The organism is Pantoea sp. Ap-870 (assembly GCF_011752515.1).
Taxonomy (GTDB): Bacteria; Pseudomonadota; Gammaproteobacteria; order Enterobacterales; family Enterobacteriaceae; genus Pantoea; species Pantoea dispersa.
Genome location: NZ_VWXG01000007.1, coordinates 155,676 through 173,491 on the forward strand (window position 1 = coordinate 155,676; position 17,816 = coordinate 173,491).

Consider the following 17,816-nt stretch of genomic DNA (forward strand, 5'->3'; position numbering starts at 1 on the left):
TGGCTTGCAGCGACGCGATGATTCACGCCGCTAAGCCATAGTGACTGCTTACGACAACGGCGGATAAATATCGAAACGGTGGCTTTTGGTCACCACCGCTGATTGGGTGGCGACGCCGGCCAGCGGCGGTGCGTAATCCGGGCGCTTCACCACGATGCGCTTCTTCGCCAGACGGCGCGCCGGTTCGAGCAGCGCATCGGCATCTTCGTCCGGCCCCACCAGCGACTGAAACACCCGCATCTCCTTCTTCACCAGCGCGCTTTTCTGCCGGTGCGGATACATCGGATCGAGATACACCACGTCCGGTGCCGGCGTGATATCACTCAGCGCCTGCTGGCTGACCACATGCAGCAGCGTCAGGCGCTCGCGCAGCCAGCCGCCGATCTCCGCATCTTCATAGCCACGCCGCAAACCATCTTCCAGCAACGCCGCGACCACCGGATGACGCTCCAGCATACGCACGCGGCAGCCCAGCGCGGCCAGCACAAAGGCATCGCGCCCCAATCCCGCCGTCGCGTCCACCACGTCGGGCAGGTAATCCCCTTTGATGCCCACCGCTTTCGCCACCGCTTCGCCGCGTCCGCCGCCAAATTTGCGCCGGTGCGCCATCGCGCCGGAAACGAAATCGACAAAGATGCCGCCGAGCTTCGGCTCGTCCACTTTACGCAGCTCCAGATGCTGCGCTGTCAGCACCAGCGCCAGCGTGGCGCTGTCGTCCTGCTCCAGCCCCCAGCGCTGCGCCAAATGTAATAAGGCGCCGTCTCCGGCGCCTGTTTCATCCACTAAACCGATCTTCACAAGCAGGCTTATCCCTGAATTCCGTAGTGTTCCAGCATCGCATCCAACTGCGGTTCACGGCCGCGGAAGCGTTTGAACAGCTCCATCGGCTCTTCGGAACCGCCGCGTGTCAGGATGTTGTCGAGGAACGACTGACCGGTCTGACGGTTGAAGATGCCCTCTTCTTCGAAGCGCGAATACGCATCGGCAGCCAGCACGTCGGCCCACAGATAGCTGTAGTAACCCGCCGCGTAGCCACCGGCAAACACGTGGCTGAAGGCGTGCGGGAAGCGGCCCCACTCCGGGCTCGGCACCACGGCAACCTGCTTTTTCACTTCACGCAGGGTTTCGAGGATTTGCGCGCCCTGCGCCGGATCAAACTCGGTATGCAGACGGAAATCGAACAGGCCGAACTCCAGCTGACGCAGAATGAACAGCGCCGCCTGATAATTTTTCGCCGCCAGCATTTTATCCAGCAGCGCTTTCGGCAGCGGCTCACCGGTTTCGTAATGGCCGGAGATGAACGCCAGCGCTTCCGGCTCCCAGCACCAGTTTTCCATAAACTGGCTCGGCAGCTCGACCGCGTCCCACGGCACGCCGTTGATGCCGGATACGCCCGGCGCTTCGATGCGCGTCAGCATGTGGTGCAGGCCGTGGCCGAACTCGTGGAACAGCGTGGTCACTTCATCATGAGTGAACAGCGCCGGTTTGCCCTGGACCGGGCGATTGAAGTTACAGGTCAGGTACGCCACCGGCTTCTGCAGGCTGCCATCGGCTTTACGCATCTGCCCGACGCAGTCATCCATCCACGCGCCGCCGCGCTTGTGCTCGCGCGCGTAAAGGTCGAGGTAGAAGCTGCCACGCAGCTCGCCGCTCTCGTCGAACAGGTCGAAGAAACGCACGTCCGGATGGTAAACATCCACGTCGGTACGCTCTTTGGCGGTGATGCCATAAATACGCTTCACCACTTCAAACAGGCCGTTTACCGCGCGTGATTCCGGGAAGTACGGACGCAGCTGTTCGTCGCTGATGGTGTACAGATGCTGTTTCTGCTTCTCGCCGTAATAGGTGAGATCCCACGGATTCATGTCATCCACGCCAAACTCTTTTTTGGCGAAGGCACGCAGCTGCGCCAGCTCTTTTTCACCCTGCGGGCGCGCGCGTCTGGCGAGGTCGTTCAGGAAGTCGATCACCTGAGACGGGCTTTCCGCCATTTTGGTCGCCAGCGATTTGTCGGCGAACGAGTCAAAGCCCAGCAGCTCGGCCAGCTCGTGGCGCAGCGCCAGCTCTTCCGCCATGATCGGGCCATTGTCCCATTTACCGGCGTTCGGGCCCTGATCGGAGGCACGGGTGGAATAGGCGCGATACATCTCTTCACGCAGCGCGGCGTTGTCGCAGTAGGTCATCACCGGCAGATAGCTCGGGATATCCAGCGTCAGCAGCCAGCCTTCCTGCTGTTTGGCTTCCGCCTGCGCTTTGGCCGCGGCCAGTGCGCTCTCCGGCATGCCCGCCAGCTCGGCTTCGTCGGTGATCAGTTTGCTCCAGCCCATGGTGGCGTCCAGCACGTTGTTGCTGTAAGCCGATCCCAGTTCGGAGAGGCGCGCGGCGATCTCGCCATAGCGTTTCTGTTTCTGTTTATCGAGGCCGATACCGGACAGCTCAAAGTCGCGCAGGCTGTTATCCACCGCTTTCTTCTGCGCGGTATCCAGCTGTGCGTAGCTCTCGCCCTCACGCAGGTTGCGATACGCCTGATACAGGCCTTCGTGCTGGCCCACCCAGGTGCTGTATTCGGACAGCAGCGGCAGCGTCTGCTCATAGGCTTCGCGCAGTTCCGGGCTGTTTTTTACCGAGTTGAGATGGCTGACCGGCGAGAAGATGCGGCCCAGGCGATCGTCCACTTCCGCCAGCGGCTGGACTAAATTTTCCCAGGTGTAAGGCGCGCCCTGCGCCACTACGCGCTCCACCGCTGCGCGACAGTCGTTCAGCGCTTCAGTTACAGCGGGAACCACGTGCTCAGGTTTGATGGCGGAAAAAGGCGGTAGCGTAAAAGGCGTGAGTAACGGATTGGTCATAAGCGCAGTCCTTTCATCATGGAGTGGGGCCGCGCGCAGGGGCGCGACGCAATTTTACTAACATGCGGCCAGACGAGGGGAAAATCAATGCCACCCGCAAGGGCAGAGAGAAAAACGCGCGATGAATCGCGCCGCTACAATAAGTGCACGTATCGGTAGCGGCGCGATTCATCGCGCATTGTTGAAAAAAAAGCCCGCCAGACGGCGGGCCAGAGGTTATTTGATGGTCAGCTGATAATGGATCACATCATACGGCGCGACCCACGGTGGCAGCGGCTCGCGCTCGTAAATATCTTTCGCCAGCGCCCAGCCTTCCACTGCGCCGCCTTTACCGGTCAGCGACATGCCTTCCTGCAACAGTGGCGGCAGGCTGTCGTTGAACGGCACCTGATCATGTGAAAAATCGTTGATTACCTTGCCGCTCAGAGTGGTGACCCGGACGCTGACCGCCGCCTGCTGGTCCGGCAGCAGTTTGCCTTTGACGCTTTTCACCGCAAACCACTGCATGCCGAGATCTTTCTTCAGCGCTTTACGCTTCGCCACTTTCTTGTCCAGCTGCGCGTAACCTTTTTCAATCAGTGCGTTCAGTCCTTTGCCAATGGAGGCCTGCATAGTGGCGTAACGGCGCGCCATCTCTTCGCCATCAAGCAGCGAATCACCGCTTTGCAGCTGGGTGGTTAAGCCGGCAATCAGCTGATCCATACTGATGCTGAGGCCGATGTCTTTGACCATCTGCAACTGCACCACCGCATTGCTGGCGATGAACTGACCCAGCGTGTAGCCATCGCGTTCGGCATCGCTTTTCGGGGCAGAAAGTTTTGGCGCGGCGACCGGTTGCTGCTTCGCCGCCTCCAGTTCCCGCGTCAGCTGCGCCAGGTTGTGTGCCTGCTGCTGTTTGTCACTGTCCAGCGCGGCGAGTTGTTTTTCACGCTCGGCCTGCTGCGTCTGCAGGGCGGTGAGCTTCTTCTCGCTTTCCGTCTGCTGTGACTGTAACGCTTTCAGCTGTTTGTCGCTTGCAGTCTGCTGCGCGGCCAGTTTTTGGGCGCTCTCAGCCTGTTGTGCGCTGAGCTGCTGTTTGCTTTCAGCCTGTAATGCCGTCAGCTTTTTGTCGCTTTCCGCCTGCTGGGCGCTGAGCTGCTTTTTACTCTCAGCCTGCAGCGCCGCCAGCGCCTTCTCGTTTTCTGCCTGTAAGGCCGCCAGCTTTTTGTCGCTTGCCGCCTGCTGGGCGCTGAGCTGCTTTTTGCTCTCTGCCTGCAGCGCCGCCAGCGCTTTCTCGTTTTCCGCTTTCCGCGCTTTAAGCGCATCGGCGCTCTGGGTGGCCGCCGCGCGCGCGTCACTGAGCTGCTTCGTCAGCTGGGCGCTGCCGGCGCTTTGCTGCTGCTGTGCCTCTTTCAGCGCCTGCTGCAGCGTGGCGATATTTTTCTCCTGCTGCTGCTTCTCCGCGCTGAGCGCTGCCAGTTTTTTATTGTTCCCGGCCTGCTGGGCGCTGAGCTGCTTTTTGCTCTCTGCCTGCAGTGCCGCCAGCGCCTTGTCGTTTTCCGCTTTCAACGCTTTAAGCGCATCGGCGCTATGGGTGGCCGCCGCGCGCGCGTCGCTGAGCTGTTTCGTCAGCTGGGCACTGCCGGCGCTTTGCTGCTGCTGTGCCTCTTTCAGCGCCTGCTGCAGCGTGGCGATGTTTTTCTCCTGCTGCTGCTTCTCCGCGCTGAGCGCTGCCAGTTTTTTGTCGCTGGCAGCCAGCTGCGCCTTTAACGCATCGTCCGCTTTCACCGCAGGTGCCGCAGACTGCTTTTCCAGCTCCGCCACGCGGGCGCGCAGACGCGTCAGTTCCGAACTGTGATCGGGCGCTGTTGCGGCTTTTTTCTCTGCCTTGCTGACGGTTTTCGCCGCCGGTTTTGCGGCCGGTTTTGCAGGTGGCTGTGGTTTTGCTGCCGGTGCCGGCGGCAGGGTGCGCGCTGCTTCGCTGAACGCGCGCAGCATGTCATCATCAGCCGCTGACGCGGCCTGTCCGGGTAGCAGTAAGGCCGCGCTAATCAGCACCGCCAGCAGATGACGCTGTGTCATCAAAACCTCCAGTCGCGGCTCCTTGCCGCTAAGAAAACAAAAGGCCTCATCTCAATATGTTAATTGAGATGAAGCCATCCACCGCGCGAGGTTGTCGCGCTGTTAAAAAAGGGGTCGGCTTGCGCCGTTATTGTTAACCGGCCTGGCGAATAATCAGCTGTGACAGACGGGTTTTAATGCGGAAGCACAGTTCACGGATCTGGAACTGATAGCGCGGCATGACTAAATCGTTAATATCCGCGCCGATCGAATCTTTAATCTGCAGATATTTGTTGGTCTGCGCGCCAATTTTCTGGAATTCCGCCTGGTAGCTGTCGTAAGACGCCTGACTGTAGAGGCGCATCGCATCCAGCTCTTTACGGCACTGCTGAATGTTGCTGGCGCGATCGTCAGCGAACGAGGCAGCGGCCGGCTGGGCTGGCGCTTCGGTTACAAACGGCTGGCCGTCAGGCCGTGCAGCGGATTCAGCCATCGGCTGAGCGTCGGCGGCGGGCGGCGTTACCAGGCTATGAACAGGCTGTTGTTTCGCGCAGCCGGCCAGTGCCAGCAGGCTTGCCACCGCGATACCAGTCATTTTTTTCATTATTGTCACCAGGAGTTATTAAGGATGCTTGAAGCAAAAAATTATACGGCCATGGCCGAAAAGTTTCCTTGCCAGAGACGCATTCCTGGCATTTCGCTCGCGACCGCTTCGTTTTCGGCTACTAACTTACTTAATCTGCGGTAAAATTTCGAGAGTCGAATTATCCCTAAGTGAAATTAGTTCTCTACCAGACCGGTCGCATTCCGCTAAAGCGACCCGGGCGCTGAAAACTTAAGCGGATGGTAAAACGTCAGCAATTTTTATGCGGCGCGGCTATAATCGCGCCACACACGATCTATTCGACTTCATTGATCCAACCGCGGACCCCTCTTTTTTATGCTGAGTTATCGCCACAGTTTTCATGCCGGCAACCACGCCGACGTGCTGAAACACACCGTTGAAAGCCTGATCCTCACCGCCCTGATGGAGAAGGAGAAACCTTTCCTCTATCTGGACACCCACGCCGGTGCCGGACGTTACCAGCTGAGCGGTGAGCACGCCGAACGTACCGGCGAATATCTGGAAGGCATTGCGCGTATCTGGCAGCAGCCGGACGCACCGGCGCTGCTGAAGCCCTATCTGGCGGCGATTCGCAACCTCAACCCAACCGGCACGCTGCGCTATTACCCTGGCTCGCCGCTGATCGCCCGTCATCTGCTGCGCGACGAGGATAAGCTGCAGCTCACCGAACTGCATCCGACCGATTACCCGCTGCTGCGCAGTGAGTTCAGTAAAGATGCGCGCGCCCGCGTTGAACGCGCGGATGGTTATCAGCAGTTGAAGGCCAAACTGCCGCCACCGACCCGTCGCGGCCTAATCCTTATCGACCCGCCGTACGAAATGAAAAGCGATTATCAGGATGTGGTGAAAGGCATTCAGGAAGGTCACAAACGTTTCGCTACCGGCGTCTATGCGCTGTGGTATCCGGTGGTGTTGCGCCAGCAAATCAAGCACATGCTGAAGGATCTGGAAGCCACCGGCATTCGCAATATTCTGCAGATCGAGCTGGCAGTGCGTCCGGACAGCGATCAGCGCGGCATGACCGCGTCCGGGATGATTGTCATCAACCCGCCGTGGAAGCTGAAGGCGCAGATGGAAGAGCTGCTGCCGTGGCTGCACCAGAAACTGGTGCCCGCCGGCACCGGTCACTACAGCGTGACGCAAATCGTGCCGGAATAAGCGCTAAACCTCAAATATCGCAAAATCATGCGCCAGTTCGGTGGCCGGAAACACCGACTGGCACTCAGCCAGCAGCCTTTCCCGATCCTGTGACAAATAGCGCGAGCTAAAGTGCGTCGCGATCATGCGTTTTGCGCCAGCGCGCTGTGCCACGCTGGCCGCCTGCACCGTAGTGGAGTGGCCGCGCCCGTTGGCTTTTTCCGCCATCGCCGCTTCCAGCGTGGTTTCATGCACCATCACATCGGCGTTCGCCGCCAGCTGCAACGCCACCTCGGTGGGGCCGGTATCGCCGAAGATCGCCAGCACTTTGCCTTTGGTGGCCGGGCCAAGATAGTCGGCGCCGTTGATCTCGCGGCCATCTTCCAGCGTGATGCGTTTGCCCTGTTTCAGATCCTGATACCACGGGCCGCGCGGCACGCCTTCAGGCGCGGTGCGTCAAGGAAGCCCGGCTTATCATGCTGTTCGATGCGGTAGCCATAGCACTCGACCACGTGGTTTAGCGCATAAGCAGTGACGCGAAACTCACCGTTATCCAGCACCGGACCGGCTTCGATCTCGACAATCTCCAGCGGATAGCCGGTATAAGAGCCACTCAGGCTGAGCGCAGTGTCGACAAACTGGCGCAATCCTTTCGGACCGTACAGCGTCATCGGCTCGGTCAGGCCCGCCATCGAACGGCTGGTGAGCAGACCCGGCAGGCCAAAGATGTGATCGCCATGCAAATGGGTAATAAAGATTTTTTCCAGCTTGCCGGGCTTAAGCGCCGATCGCATAAACTGATGCTGCGTCGCTTCACCACAGTCGAACAGCCAGGTCTCGCCGCGCTTCGACAGCGTCAGCGCAATGGCGGTGACGTTGCGCTGCAGGCTGGGCGCGCCCGCGCCGGTACCAAGAAATGTCAGGTGCATGATAAGTTCCTTTGAGCCAACCCCTTGCCGGCATTCAACCCTATTACATACATAGGTGCAAACTTTGCGCCGGTAACTGAAGCGGCGTTACACTCTATGCCAGTTTTCCTCCAACAGATGGACACAACGGATGACCAGACATTTTGATTACCTCGCCATTGGCGGCGGCAGCGGCGGTATCGCCTCCATTAACCGTGCGGCGATGTATGGCCAGAAGTGCGCGCTGATCGAAGCGAAAGAGCTGGGCGGCACCTGCGTCAACGTCGGCTGTGTACCGAAGAAAGTGATGTGGCATGCGGCACAAATCGCCGAAGCAATTCACCTGTACGGTCCGGATTACGGCTTTGATACCACCGTTAATCGCTTTGACTGGTCAACGCTGGTGAAAAATCGCAGCGCCTACATCGACCGTATCCACACCTCATACGACAACGTGCTGGGTAAAAACCAGGTGGAAGTGATCAAAGGGTTCGCGCGCTTTGTCGATGCCCACACGGTGGAAGTGAACGGCGAGACCATTACTGCCGACCATATCCTGATCGCCACCGGCGGGCGTCCCAGCCATCCAAAGGTGCCGGGCGCAGAGTACGGCATCGATTCCGACGGCTTCTTTGAGCTGGAGGCGCTGCCAAAACGCGTTGCGGTGGTAGGCGCAGGCTATATTGCGGTAGAGCTGGCCGGCGTGGTGAATGCGCTGGGCGCAGAAACTCACCTGTTTGTGCGTCAGCATGCGCCGCTGCGCAGCTTCGACCCGCTGATTGTTGAGACGCTGGTAGAAGTGATGCAGGCGGAAGGTCCGACGCTGCACACCGAATCGATCCCGAAAGCGGTGATCAGGAATGCTGACGGCAGCCTGACGCTGCAGCTGGAAAACGGCCAGCAGCAGACGGTGGATTGCCTGGTATGGGCAATTGGCCGCGAGCCCGCCACCGATAACCTCAACCTGACGGTGACCGGTGTGGCGCTGAATGACAAAGGCTACATTCAGGTCGACAAGTTCCAGAACACTAACGTCAAAGGCATCTATGCGGTGGGTGATAACACCGGTGCGGTCGAGCTGACGCCGGTGGCCGTGGCGGCAGGCCGTCGCCTGTCCGAACGCCTGTTTAATAACAAGCCGGACGAGCATCTCGACTACAGCAACGTTCCCACCGTGGTGTTCAGCCATCCGCCGATTGGCACCGTCGGTCTGACCGAACCGCAGGCGCGTGAGCAGTATGGCGACGACCAGGTAAAAGTGTACAAATCGTCGTTCACCGCCATGTATACCGCGGTGACCCAGCACCGTCAGCCGTGCCGCATGAAGCTGGTATGCGTGGGGCCGGAAGAGAAGATTGTGGGTATTCACGGTATCGGCAACGGCATGGATGAGATGCTGCAGGGCTTTGCGGTGGCGCTGAAGATGGGCGCCACCAAAAAAGACTTCGACAACACCGTGGCGATTCACCCGACGGCGGCGGAAGAGTTCGTCACCATGCGCTAACACCGCCTCCGCGCCATCATCGCAGCCCCCGCCTGGGGGCTTTTTTGTTTGCTGACTACTCAACAGCGCGCATACCCGCTATGATTTTTGCTTTGCTGGCGCGGCGGCCAGCGTTTTGCGGTAACGGGACGACGTCAGCACGTGAATATCATCAGCATAATTATGGAGTCGGGCAAAGCTGCGGTCGACGTCGCGCTTTACACTCTGATTCCCATCATGGTGGTGATGCTATTCATCATGAAATACCTCGAAGTGAAAGGCGTGCTGGATTTTGTCGTGCGCCACGCCACGCCGTTACTGAAGCCGCTGGGGATTACCGGCCTGGCGCTGTTCGCACTCATCCAGTTGAATTTTGTCAGTTTTGCCGCACCGCTCGCCGCGCTGGCGATCATGGAGAAGCGCGGCACTTCAGACCGCCATATGGCGGCCACGCTGGCGATGCTGTTTGCGATGGGCCAGGCCAACGCCTTTTATCCGCTGATTCCTGACGGGCTCAACTGGAGCGCCGCGCTGCTGTTCTCCATCAGCGGCGGCGTGCTGGCGGCCGCCTCAACCTATCATTTTTTTTGCCCGCAAACTTTCCGACGTCGCGCTGCGCGATGAAGACCAGGGCGTGGAGAACAGCGACACGAAGCCGGGACTGATCGCCATCATCAACACCTCGGGTGCCGACGCCATTCGCCTCGCGCTCGGTTCGCTGCCGATGCTGATCCTTTCCTTGTCGGTAGTGGGCATCCTGAAGAGTGCCGGCGCCATTGAGCTGCTGACGCAGCTGCTGGCACCGCTGTTACAGAAACTGCATATCGCCGAGGTGTATGTGCTGCCTGCCCTGACCAAATGCCTGGCTGGCGGCACCGCCTATTACGGCGTGGTTGCCGGTCTGGTCGAACAGGGGCAGTACAGTGCGCACAACATCAACGCCTCGGCAGGCCTGCTGATTCAGACCTTCGACCTGCCCGGCATCGGCATTTTCCTCGGTCTCTCCAGCCGTTTTCCGCGCCTGTTCCGCTTCGCCGTGCCCGGCATTTTGCTCGGCATTGCGCTGCGCGCCACGGCGCACAGCCTGCTGTTCTGACGCCCAACGCTTAATATTGACGTGATTCAGGCCGCTTTGAAAGCGGCCATCCCGACTCACGTAGCGAAAAATGACAATATTACATCCAGAGCAGCTCAGGCTTATTGAAGGTAACAAATTTCTCGGTAAAGAGCCGACACTCATCAATAGCCAGATTAATTTTCATGGTAAGAACAATATTCTGATATGTGAGGAGGGCGTAGTCCTGCAGGATTCCGTAGTGGATTTTCGGGCGGATAATTCAATCATTTATTTGAGCCAAAGTGCGATACCCTATATCGTCAAAATAATTGCATTCTCAAATTCAGTCTGCTTCATTGGCAGACATAATTACTTCAATGAAAAGTTAACGCTGATTCTCTCAGAAGAAAAAAATATCATCATTGGCAATCATTGTTGTCTCTCCTTTGGTATCTGGATGCGAACCGCCGATCCTCATCTGATATATAACATTGCGGATAATCAGCGCATCAATCATTCCCGTAGCATTTATATCGGCGATCACGTGTGGATCGGACAAAACGCGATGGTTTTAAAAGGTTCATCGATCCACTCCGGCAGCGTAATTGGTGCCATGAGTCTGGTGGCGGGGAAAACGATACACTCCAATAGCTGCTGGGGCGGGAACCCAGTGAGAATGCTTAAAGAGAATATTGCCTGGTCCGGAGAAAGCGTTCATCACTGGACAGAAGCGACAACGCGTGACTGGAACATGTGCGATACCGAACCAATGCAGTTTAACCATGACGACCATGCATTAAATATTGCCGTAATTGAACAGGGATTCAAAGATGCCCACAATGTTGTTGATAAATGCCAATATCTGTTGAAGCATATCGTTAAAAACGAAAATAAAAATCGTTTTTATGGTTAAGGTAAATAAAAGGGCCAACGATGTCAGCCAGTCCGTGTTAACCAGCCGCAGACCGCCATTAATAACGGTCTGCGCAACCAGGTGACACGGCAAAGTTACGCATCCGCGCCAAACGCCAGTGCTTTCTGCGTTCGCAGTTCTGCCAGCCGGGCTTCCAGCGCGGCTTCGATGTGCTGATAGGCCGTGCTGCCCAGCGCCAGCCGCAGCGGCATCGTTTCCTGATCCAGCGTCGCCAGCGTGGCCGCCACGCATTTTCCGGCATCACCCAATATAGCAAAGTCACCCGCTTCAATCGCCCGACGCAACTGACCGGATGCGTTGTCACGATAGGCGTCGAGCGGCGCGGCGATATCCAGCCCGCTGGCGAAGTTGGTGACGGTCGGGCCCGGCTCTACCAGCAGCAGCTCGATGCCAAAGCTGGCCACTTCCTGGCGCACCGCTTCGACAAAACCTTCAATGCCCCATTTGCTGGCGTGATACAAGCTGAAATTGGGATACGCCACCTGGCCGCCCTCGGAAGAGATCTGCGCAATGCGGCCCCCGCCCTGCTGGCGCAAATGCGGGATGACGGCGCGAATCAGCTGGATCGATCCGGTGAGATTGGTGGCGATCTGGCGTGCAATCTGCGCGTCGCTGAGCTCTTCCGCCGCGCCAAACAGACCGTAAGCGGCGTTGCTTACCACCACATCAATACGCCCGACGCGGGCAAAGGCGCTGGCGATGGCCGGTGCGATACTGGCCGTTTCGGCCAGATCCAGCCGCATCACCAGCAGCCGATCGCCATATTGCTGCTGCAAATCTTCCAGCGCCTGCTCGCGGCGCACCGTTGCCACCACGCGATCGCCGCGCTCAAGTAAACGTTCACTCATCAGTCGGCCCAGTCCGCTGCTGGCACCGGTAATTAACCAGGTTTTCATTTTGCGCTCCTCATGTTGAAAACCTGATGATAGATCGCTTTACTGGTGGTCATAATCTCCCCAATCGCACATGACCTGGTGAGGAAATACCACCAATGAAACGCCCTTCATGGCACGAACTGCAGGCGATCAAAACGCTGGGCGAGCAGCGCAGCTTCCGGCGCGCTGCCGAGCTGCTTGGCCTGAAGCGATCTTCGCTCAGCCACCTGGTGAAAACGCTGGAGCACAACCTCGGCGTGCAGCTGTTTCAGCGCACCACACGCAGCGTGTCGCTGACCGACGCCGGTGAGCAGCTATTACAGCGTCTCGCGCCGCTGCTCAATCAGATGGATGAGGTGCTGCACGACGTCAGCCTGAGCCGCCAGCAGCAGTACGGTACGCTGCGCATCAGCGCCAGCGATGTGGTGATTGGCCTGCTGCTGGATCAGGTAGTGCCCGGGTTCAGCGCGCGCTATCCCGGTATTCAGCTTGATTTCTCCGCCCAGGGCGCGCTGGTGGATATCACCGCCGCCGGGTTTGATGCCGGCATCCGGCTGATTGAAGATGTGCCGCAGGATATGGTGGCTATTGCGCTCGGCGGCCCGCTAACCTTCGTTACCGTGGCCTCGCCCGACTATCTGGCGGCGCACGCGCCGGTGCGTCAGCCGCAGGATTTACTGCAGCAGCAGTGTATTCGTCATCGCCTGCCCGGGGGCAAACGCTATCGCTGGGAGTATCAGAGTGCGGAAGAAAGTCTGGAGATTGACGTGCCGGGTACGCTGACGTTAGACAATAACGCGCTGATGGCGCGCGCGGCCATCAACGGTTCAGGGATTGCGTTCGTGCCTTCACTGTACGTTAGCGAGGCACTGCAGCAGGGGAAATTAGTGGAGCTGCTGGCCGACTGGCGCATTCAGTCGGCGGGAATCGCGCTGTGGTTCCCGCCGAACCGGCATCAGTCGATGGCGCTGCGACTGTTTATCGACGCATTAAAAACCCGCCTGCCGCATCACCGCTGAATCAGCCCTGACGCTGCGGCGCTTTGTGCACCATGGTGTAGGCGTAGTCGACGCCCATGCCGTAGGCACCGCTGTGCTCACGCACCAGATCCATCACCGCATCGTAGGTCTCTTTGCGTGACCAGTCGCGCTGGTACTCCAGCAGCACCTGCTGCCAGGTCACCGGCACCGCACCCGCCTGCACCATGCGCTGCACGGAACGTTCGTGCGCATCAACACTGGTGCCGCCGGAGGTATCGGTCACCACATACACTTCGTAACCGGCTTTCAGCGCCATCAGGGCCGGGAAGGTCAGGCACACTTCGGTCCACAGCGCCGAGATGATCAGTTTTTTGCGGCCGGTTTTCTCTACCGCCTCGACAAATTTCGCGTCTTCCCAGGAGTTCATGGAGGTACGCTCAATCGGCTTCGATTCCGGATGCACCGCCAGCAGTTCTGGCCAGATGTAGCCGCTGAAGCTTTCCGTTTCTACCGAGGTGTAAATCACCGGCACGTCGAAAATTTTCCCCGCTTTCGCCAGGGCGACGGTGTTATTTTTGAGCTGCTGGCGGTCAATATTGGCGACACCAAACGCCATCTGTGGCTGGTGGTCGATGAAGATCAGGGTTGAGTTCTGTGGGTCAAGCAGGTCGAGTTTAGACATGATAGTTTCCTCTAAAGTGGTTTTAAATTTGTGTGTTGTGCTGCTGGAATAAACTTTAGAGAAAGCGCGGACAAAGAGATAACGCAAAGAATTTTACAACTTGTTCAAAGCGTTTTTAGAAGCTTGATTTAAATAGATTAATTAGCCAAAGCGCAGCGTTTTTGCTGGTAAAACAGCGGCTCACCGGCGTTGATTCTGCGCCTGCGACGGGCGTAATCTGTGGCGACAAAATCATAAAAAACACCATCGCAAAATGATCGTACGTCCTCATCAACACTGGTTTCTCCGGTTGTTTGACTGGCACGGCTCAGTGCTGTCTCGCATTGCGTTCCGCCTGTCGCTTAACCTGCTGATGTCAGTGATCGCCATTCTGGGTTATCCCTGGTATTCCACGCTCGGCATTCACCTGACCACCGCACCGTTCAGCCTGATTGGCGTGTCGATCGCCATCTTTCTTGGCTTTCGCAATAACGCCAGCTACGCGCGCTTTATCGAGGCGCGCACGCTGTGGGGCAATATGCACATCACTCAGCGCTCGCTGCTGCGCCAGGTGAAAACGCTGCGCGGACTGCGTGCGGAACAGGTGCAGGAGTTTATCGGGCTGCAGCTGGCGTTTAGCTGGAGCCTGAAACACCGGCTGCGTAAAACCGATGCGCAAGCCGATCTGCAGCGGCTGCTGCCGCCCGCATGGCACGCCGCGGTGCTCGGCCATCCGATGCCGACCTCACAAATCATGTTATGCATGGGCGAATGGCTGGCGCAGCGGCGTGATGAGGGATTAGTGACGGATATCGTCTGGCAGAGTATTGATGACAACCTTAACCATTTGTCGGCGTATCTGGGTGGCTGCGACCGGCTGGCCAGCACACCGATTCCCTTCGCCTACAGCCTGATTCTGCACCGCACGGTGTATCTGTTCTGCACCCTGCTGCCGTTCGCGCTGGTGACGGATTTGCACCTGATGACGCCGCTGGTGTCGGTGTTTATTTCGTACACCTTTTTGTCGCTGGAGTCGCTGGCGGAGGAGCTGGAAGATCCGTTCGGCACCGCGCCCAATCACCTGCCGCTGGACGCGCTGTGCGTGAATATCGAACGCAATCTGAAAGCGATGAACAACGATTTCCCGCTGCCGGCAGCGAGCCAGCCGGACCGGTATTTTAATCTGACGTGAACCAGGTGCGCATGAATGCGCACCCTACAAAACAGCGCATCATGCTGCTGCAAGGGCGCCATTCATGGCGACCAAAAAACGGTGACCTGGCGAGCATCCAGGTGCGCATGAATGCGCCCCCTACAAAATAGCGCATCATACTGCTGCAGGGGCGCCATTCATGGCGACCCAAAAAACGGTGACCTGGCGAATATCCAGGTGCGCATGAATGCGCACCCTATAAAACAGCGCGTCACGCTGCTGTAGGGTCGCCATTCATGGCGACCGCAGCCCATCACACCTTATCCCAGCTTATCCAGCCAGCGGACATACGCCTGGTCCCACAGCGCGGCGGGGGTGCCGGCTTTACCGAGGCCAAAGCCGTGGCCGCCGCTGCTCAGTTCGATTAGCTCAACCGGCACGCGCATACGGCGGCAGGCGTCGCGCATCAGCTCGGTGTTATGAGGGTTGGAGGTATGATCGTCCTCCGCCTGCGCCAGAAAGGTTGGCGGGTAGGCGCGGGTGACGTAATTTTGCACTGACCAGTTGGCTTCCTGGGTCGGCGTGGCGTCATTGCCCACGATCATCTGGTGAGTACGGGTGTGCTGATACGGCGCTTCAAGGGTGATAACCGGGTAAATCAGCCCGACGCTGTCTGCGGTTGGCCGGATGTCATCCAGCGAATCCTGCGGTGAATAGGTGACGAAGTCAGGCCGCGCTGCCGCCATGCCGAGCAGATGGCCGCCGGCCGAAAAGCCCAGCAGATGCACCTTGTTTTCCATCGCGTGCACCATGCGAATCGCGCGCTGCGCATCCTGCAGCGGCGCCATTCTGCCGGCCTGCCACTTTTCACCCGGCAGACGATAGCTCAGTACATAGGCGGTATACCCGTTGGCATTAAGCCAGCGCGCGACCGGCCAGGCTTCGCGCCCCATGCCGATAAAACGGTAGCCGCCACCAGCCGCAACGATCACCGCTTCGCCGTTGGGATTCTCCGGACGAAAGCGCTGAATGGCGGGAGAAACGATATTGGTCCATGAACCGTTAGCGCTGACTTTCAGCAGGCCAGACGGACCGCCGCCACCCGGTGGGTCGTCCGGCCAGAGCGGAATAATGTCATCCCGGGCAAACAGTTTGCCCGCCGTCATGGAGAGTACGGTTGCTCCGCTAGCCAACAGAAAACGACGCCGTGTAATCATCTTGCCCAGTAGCCGGTATGGAAAATGCGCCAGCCCGGAGGCGGCGTCTCATTATGTGATGCAGGTCCTGTTTCAATCTGGCGATAATGTACGCATTTCGTACAAAAAAGCCATAAAAAAACGCGCCAGAAAAGGCGCGTATTCACGAAGAGAAGGGAAAATTAATCCTGCTGCTGGAATTGAGTCATCACCGTCTGCTCACACTGCTGCTGATCGTGACGCAGCTTCGCCCGCTCTTCTTCGCCCAGCTCCAGCCAGCCGTTGACCACTTCCTGCGCGGTTTCCTCGTTGAAGGAAGGCTTGTTCATGGCCGACGGTGACTGGCTGGCCGCCAGCTGTGACTTCATTTTCTCGGTGTAGCTCTGCATGTCACCGGTTTTCTGCTCCCCGCTAACAATGTGGCACAGCTGGCTGGCGTAAATGTTCTCCTGCGCGTCGGCATCCGTATCATCCGCCAGCGCGCTGGCAGACAGCGACAGCCCTACCAGGGCGATAAGCAATGCTTTCATAATAAGCTCCCGTTATTTCCAGAAAATCACGTTTCATCTTGCTGCGTGCGTGCCGCCTGCCGGGCAGCACGCCAGTTCAGTAGCGGCGTCACCGTGATGCCGTGCAGCACAATGCTGCACACCACCAGCGTCAGCGCCATGTCCATCATCTGTTCCGCCTGCGGGCCCTGCAGGCCATGCACCCAGGCATAAGCAATATAATTGATACTGCCGATGCCGCGAATCCCCAGCCAGCCAATCAGCATCCGCCGCATAAACGGCATTTCGCAGCGCCAGGTGGTCAGCCATACCGCCAGCGGCCGCACCACCACAAACAGCAGCAGCGCCAGGCCGATGCCGGTGAGATTCCAGTGATGCGCCAGCGTGATGCCCAGCACCACCATCATCGCTGCCGCCAACAGGCGTTCGATAGTATCACCAAACGACAGCGCATCGCCGACCACCAGGCCGACCGATTTTACCGGGCTGCCGCCCTGCTGCTTCAGACGCTGGTTAGGATTGACCAGCACCTCTGCCGGCAGGTAGCGCTTCTCTTCCGGCAGGTCTTCCAGCGGAAAGCGTTTAGTCACGCGCAGCTCGGCGCGACGTAAGCCGACGCCTGCTGCAAAAGTGGCAAGGAAGCCAGACGCATCCACCGACTGCGCCGCCGCGTAGCTCAGGGCGATCAGTGCCAGCGCGAGAAAATCATTGGGCGCCACGTCGTGATGCGCGCTGCGCAGATGGGTCGCCAGCTGGCCGATCAGCCGGCCGAGCAGGTAACCAATCGCCAGCCCGCCGCCAATCGCCCACAGCACATCGCGCGCTGCCCAGCCGCCCAGCAGCTCCAGACTGAAGGCGCCCGGATGCATCAGCAGCAGCGCCAGCATCAGCAGCGGCAGCGCTGAACCGTCGTTCATGCCGGCCTCGCTGGAGAGCGCCACGCGCAGCGCATCGTCATCGCGCGCATCGTTAACGGAGATCAGACTGGCGAGTACCGGGTCAGTCGGGGCAACAATGGCACCAAACGCCAGCGACAGCGGCCAGCCAAAGCCGGTAATCCAGTGAATCAGACAGGCCATGCCGCCGACGGTCAGCAACATCGCCGGGAATGCCAGCCGCAGCCCGACACGCCACGCGTGCGCGCTCATCGGCAGACGCAGCTTCAGTCCGGTGATAAACAGCGAGGCGGCCATGGTGATTTCGGTGATATGGGCGGCGAGCTCGGCGTGGCCGATAATGTCGATTTGCAGCAGATTAAGCATCCACGGGCCGCACAGAATGCCCGCGAACAGGTAGAGACCAAAAGACGTCACCGGCCCCCGGTGAATCCAGCCGGAAGCCAGTGACATCAAAAGTAGCAGACCGCCAGTGAGGGCGGTCCAGGCCAGGAAGTTCATAACGCTCCGTTT

The 17,816-nt window shown here is 58.8% G+C and carries 14 protein-coding genes and 2 pseudogenes; 6 read left to right on the forward strand and 10 right to left on the reverse strand.

Annotation, left to right across the window (positions count from 1 at the left end):
- Positions 1-48: 48 nt before the first annotated feature.
- From rsmJ to F3J41_RS23325, 4 genes are all read right to left on the reverse strand, one after another.
- The gene (gene rsmJ / locus F3J41_RS17475; RefSeq protein WP_021508104.1) at positions 49-798 is read right to left on the reverse strand and encodes a 16S rRNA (guanine(1516)-N(2))-methyltransferase RsmJ; all 750 of its coding nucleotides are present in this window, start codon (positions 796-798) and stop codon (positions 49-51) included.
- An 8-nt stretch (positions 799-806) separates the two neighbouring features.
- On the reverse strand, positions 807-2,849 hold the full coding sequence (gene prlC / locus F3J41_RS17480) for an oligopeptidase A (protein WP_059012341.1): 2,043 nt from the start codon (positions 2,847-2,849) through the stop codon (positions 807-809).
- A 216-nt stretch (positions 2,850-3,065) separates the two neighbouring features.
- Positions 3,066-4,910 (reverse strand): hypothetical protein, encoded by a 1,845-nt coding sequence (locus F3J41_RS17485; protein ID WP_166711901.1) that lies wholly within the window; start codon positions 4,908-4,910, stop codon positions 3,066-3,068.
- A gap of 133 nt (positions 4,911-5,043) precedes the next feature.
- Positions 5,044-5,493 (reverse strand): hypothetical protein, encoded by a 450-nt coding sequence (locus tag F3J41_RS23325; RefSeq protein WP_021508101.1) that lies wholly within the window; start codon positions 5,491-5,493, stop codon positions 5,044-5,046.
- A 336-nt stretch (positions 5,494-5,829) separates the two neighbouring features.
- Here F3J41_RS23325 and F3J41_RS17495 point away from each other — a divergent pair, with 336 nt between their 5' ends.
- Entirely contained in the window at positions 5,830-6,672 is an 843-nt protein-coding gene (locus F3J41_RS17495; RefSeq protein WP_021508100.1) for a 23S rRNA (adenine(2030)-N(6))-methyltransferase RlmJ, read from the forward strand.
- A gap of 3 nt (positions 6,673-6,675) precedes the next feature.
- On the opposite strand, the pseudogene rnz reads toward F3J41_RS17495, so the two are convergent.
- A pseudogene (rnz, locus tag F3J41_RS17500) lies at positions 6,676-7,580 on the reverse strand (ribonuclease Z).
- A gap of 130 nt (positions 7,581-7,710) precedes the next feature.
- Between rnz and gorA the strand changes: the two are divergent.
- The 3 genes and pseudogenes from gorA (at position 7,711) to F3J41_RS17515 (ending at position 11,012) form a co-directional block, all read left to right on the forward strand.
- The gene (gene gorA / locus F3J41_RS17505; RefSeq protein ID WP_166711903.1) at positions 7,711-9,063 is read left to right on the forward strand and encodes a glutathione-disulfide reductase; all 1,353 of its coding nucleotides are present in this window, start codon (positions 7,711-7,713) and stop codon (positions 9,061-9,063) included.
- A gap of 141 nt (positions 9,064-9,204) precedes the next feature.
- Positions 9,205-10,138 (forward strand): annotated as a pseudogene (locus F3J41_RS17510) (nucleoside recognition domain-containing protein).
- A 70-nt stretch (positions 10,139-10,208) separates the two neighbouring features.
- Entirely contained in the window at positions 10,209-11,012 is an 804-nt protein-coding gene (locus F3J41_RS17515) for a hypothetical protein (RefSeq protein ID WP_166711905.1), read from the forward strand.
- Between the two features lie 95 nt (positions 11,013-11,107).
- Here F3J41_RS17515 and F3J41_RS17520 read toward each other — a convergent pair whose 3' ends face one another.
- Positions 11,108-11,929, reverse strand: coding sequence for an SDR family oxidoreductase (locus F3J41_RS17520; RefSeq protein ID WP_166711907.1), 822 nt, complete (start codon positions 11,927-11,929; stop codon positions 11,108-11,110).
- 95 nt (positions 11,930-12,024) lie between these two features.
- Between F3J41_RS17520 and F3J41_RS17525 the strand changes: the two genes are divergently transcribed.
- A complete protein-coding gene (locus F3J41_RS17525) occupies positions 12,025-12,927 on the forward strand; it encodes a LysR substrate-binding domain-containing protein (protein WP_166711908.1) in 903 nt (300 codons plus the stop codon).
- 1 nt (position 12,928) lies between these two features.
- On the opposite strand, the gene F3J41_RS17530 is transcribed toward F3J41_RS17525, so the two are convergent.
- Positions 12,929-13,570, reverse strand: coding sequence for a hydrolase (locus F3J41_RS17530; RefSeq protein WP_021508093.1), 642 nt, complete (start codon positions 13,568-13,570; stop codon positions 12,929-12,931).
- Positions 13,571-13,823: 253 nt separating this feature from the next.
- Here F3J41_RS17530 and F3J41_RS17535 point away from each other — a divergent pair, with 253 nt between their 5' ends.
- The gene (locus tag F3J41_RS17535) at positions 13,824-14,741 is read left to right on the forward strand and encodes a bestrophin family protein (RefSeq protein ID WP_166711910.1); all 918 of its coding nucleotides are present in this window, start codon (positions 13,824-13,826) and stop codon (positions 14,739-14,741) included.
- 281 nt (positions 14,742-15,022) lie between these two features.
- Here the strand turns inward: F3J41_RS17535 and F3J41_RS17540 are convergent, their stop codons facing one another.
- The 3 genes from F3J41_RS17540 to F3J41_RS17550 all read right to left on the reverse strand — a co-directional run bounded on the left by F3J41_RS17540 (position 15,023) and on the right by F3J41_RS17550 (position 17,804).
- Entirely contained in the window at positions 15,023-15,919 is an 897-nt protein-coding gene (locus F3J41_RS17540; RefSeq protein ID WP_136548029.1) for an alpha/beta hydrolase, read from the reverse strand.
- A gap of 161 nt (positions 15,920-16,080) precedes the next feature.
- Entirely contained in the window at positions 16,081-16,428 is a 348-nt protein-coding gene (locus tag F3J41_RS17545) for a hypothetical protein (RefSeq protein WP_021507870.1), read from the reverse strand.
- A gap of 26 nt (positions 16,429-16,454) precedes the next feature.
- Positions 16,455-17,804: a sodium:proton antiporter gene (locus F3J41_RS17550; RefSeq protein ID WP_125310610.1), complete on the reverse strand. Its 1,350-nt coding sequence runs from the start codon at positions 17,802-17,804 to the stop codon at positions 16,455-16,457.
- Positions 17,805-17,816: the final 12 nt, after the last annotated feature.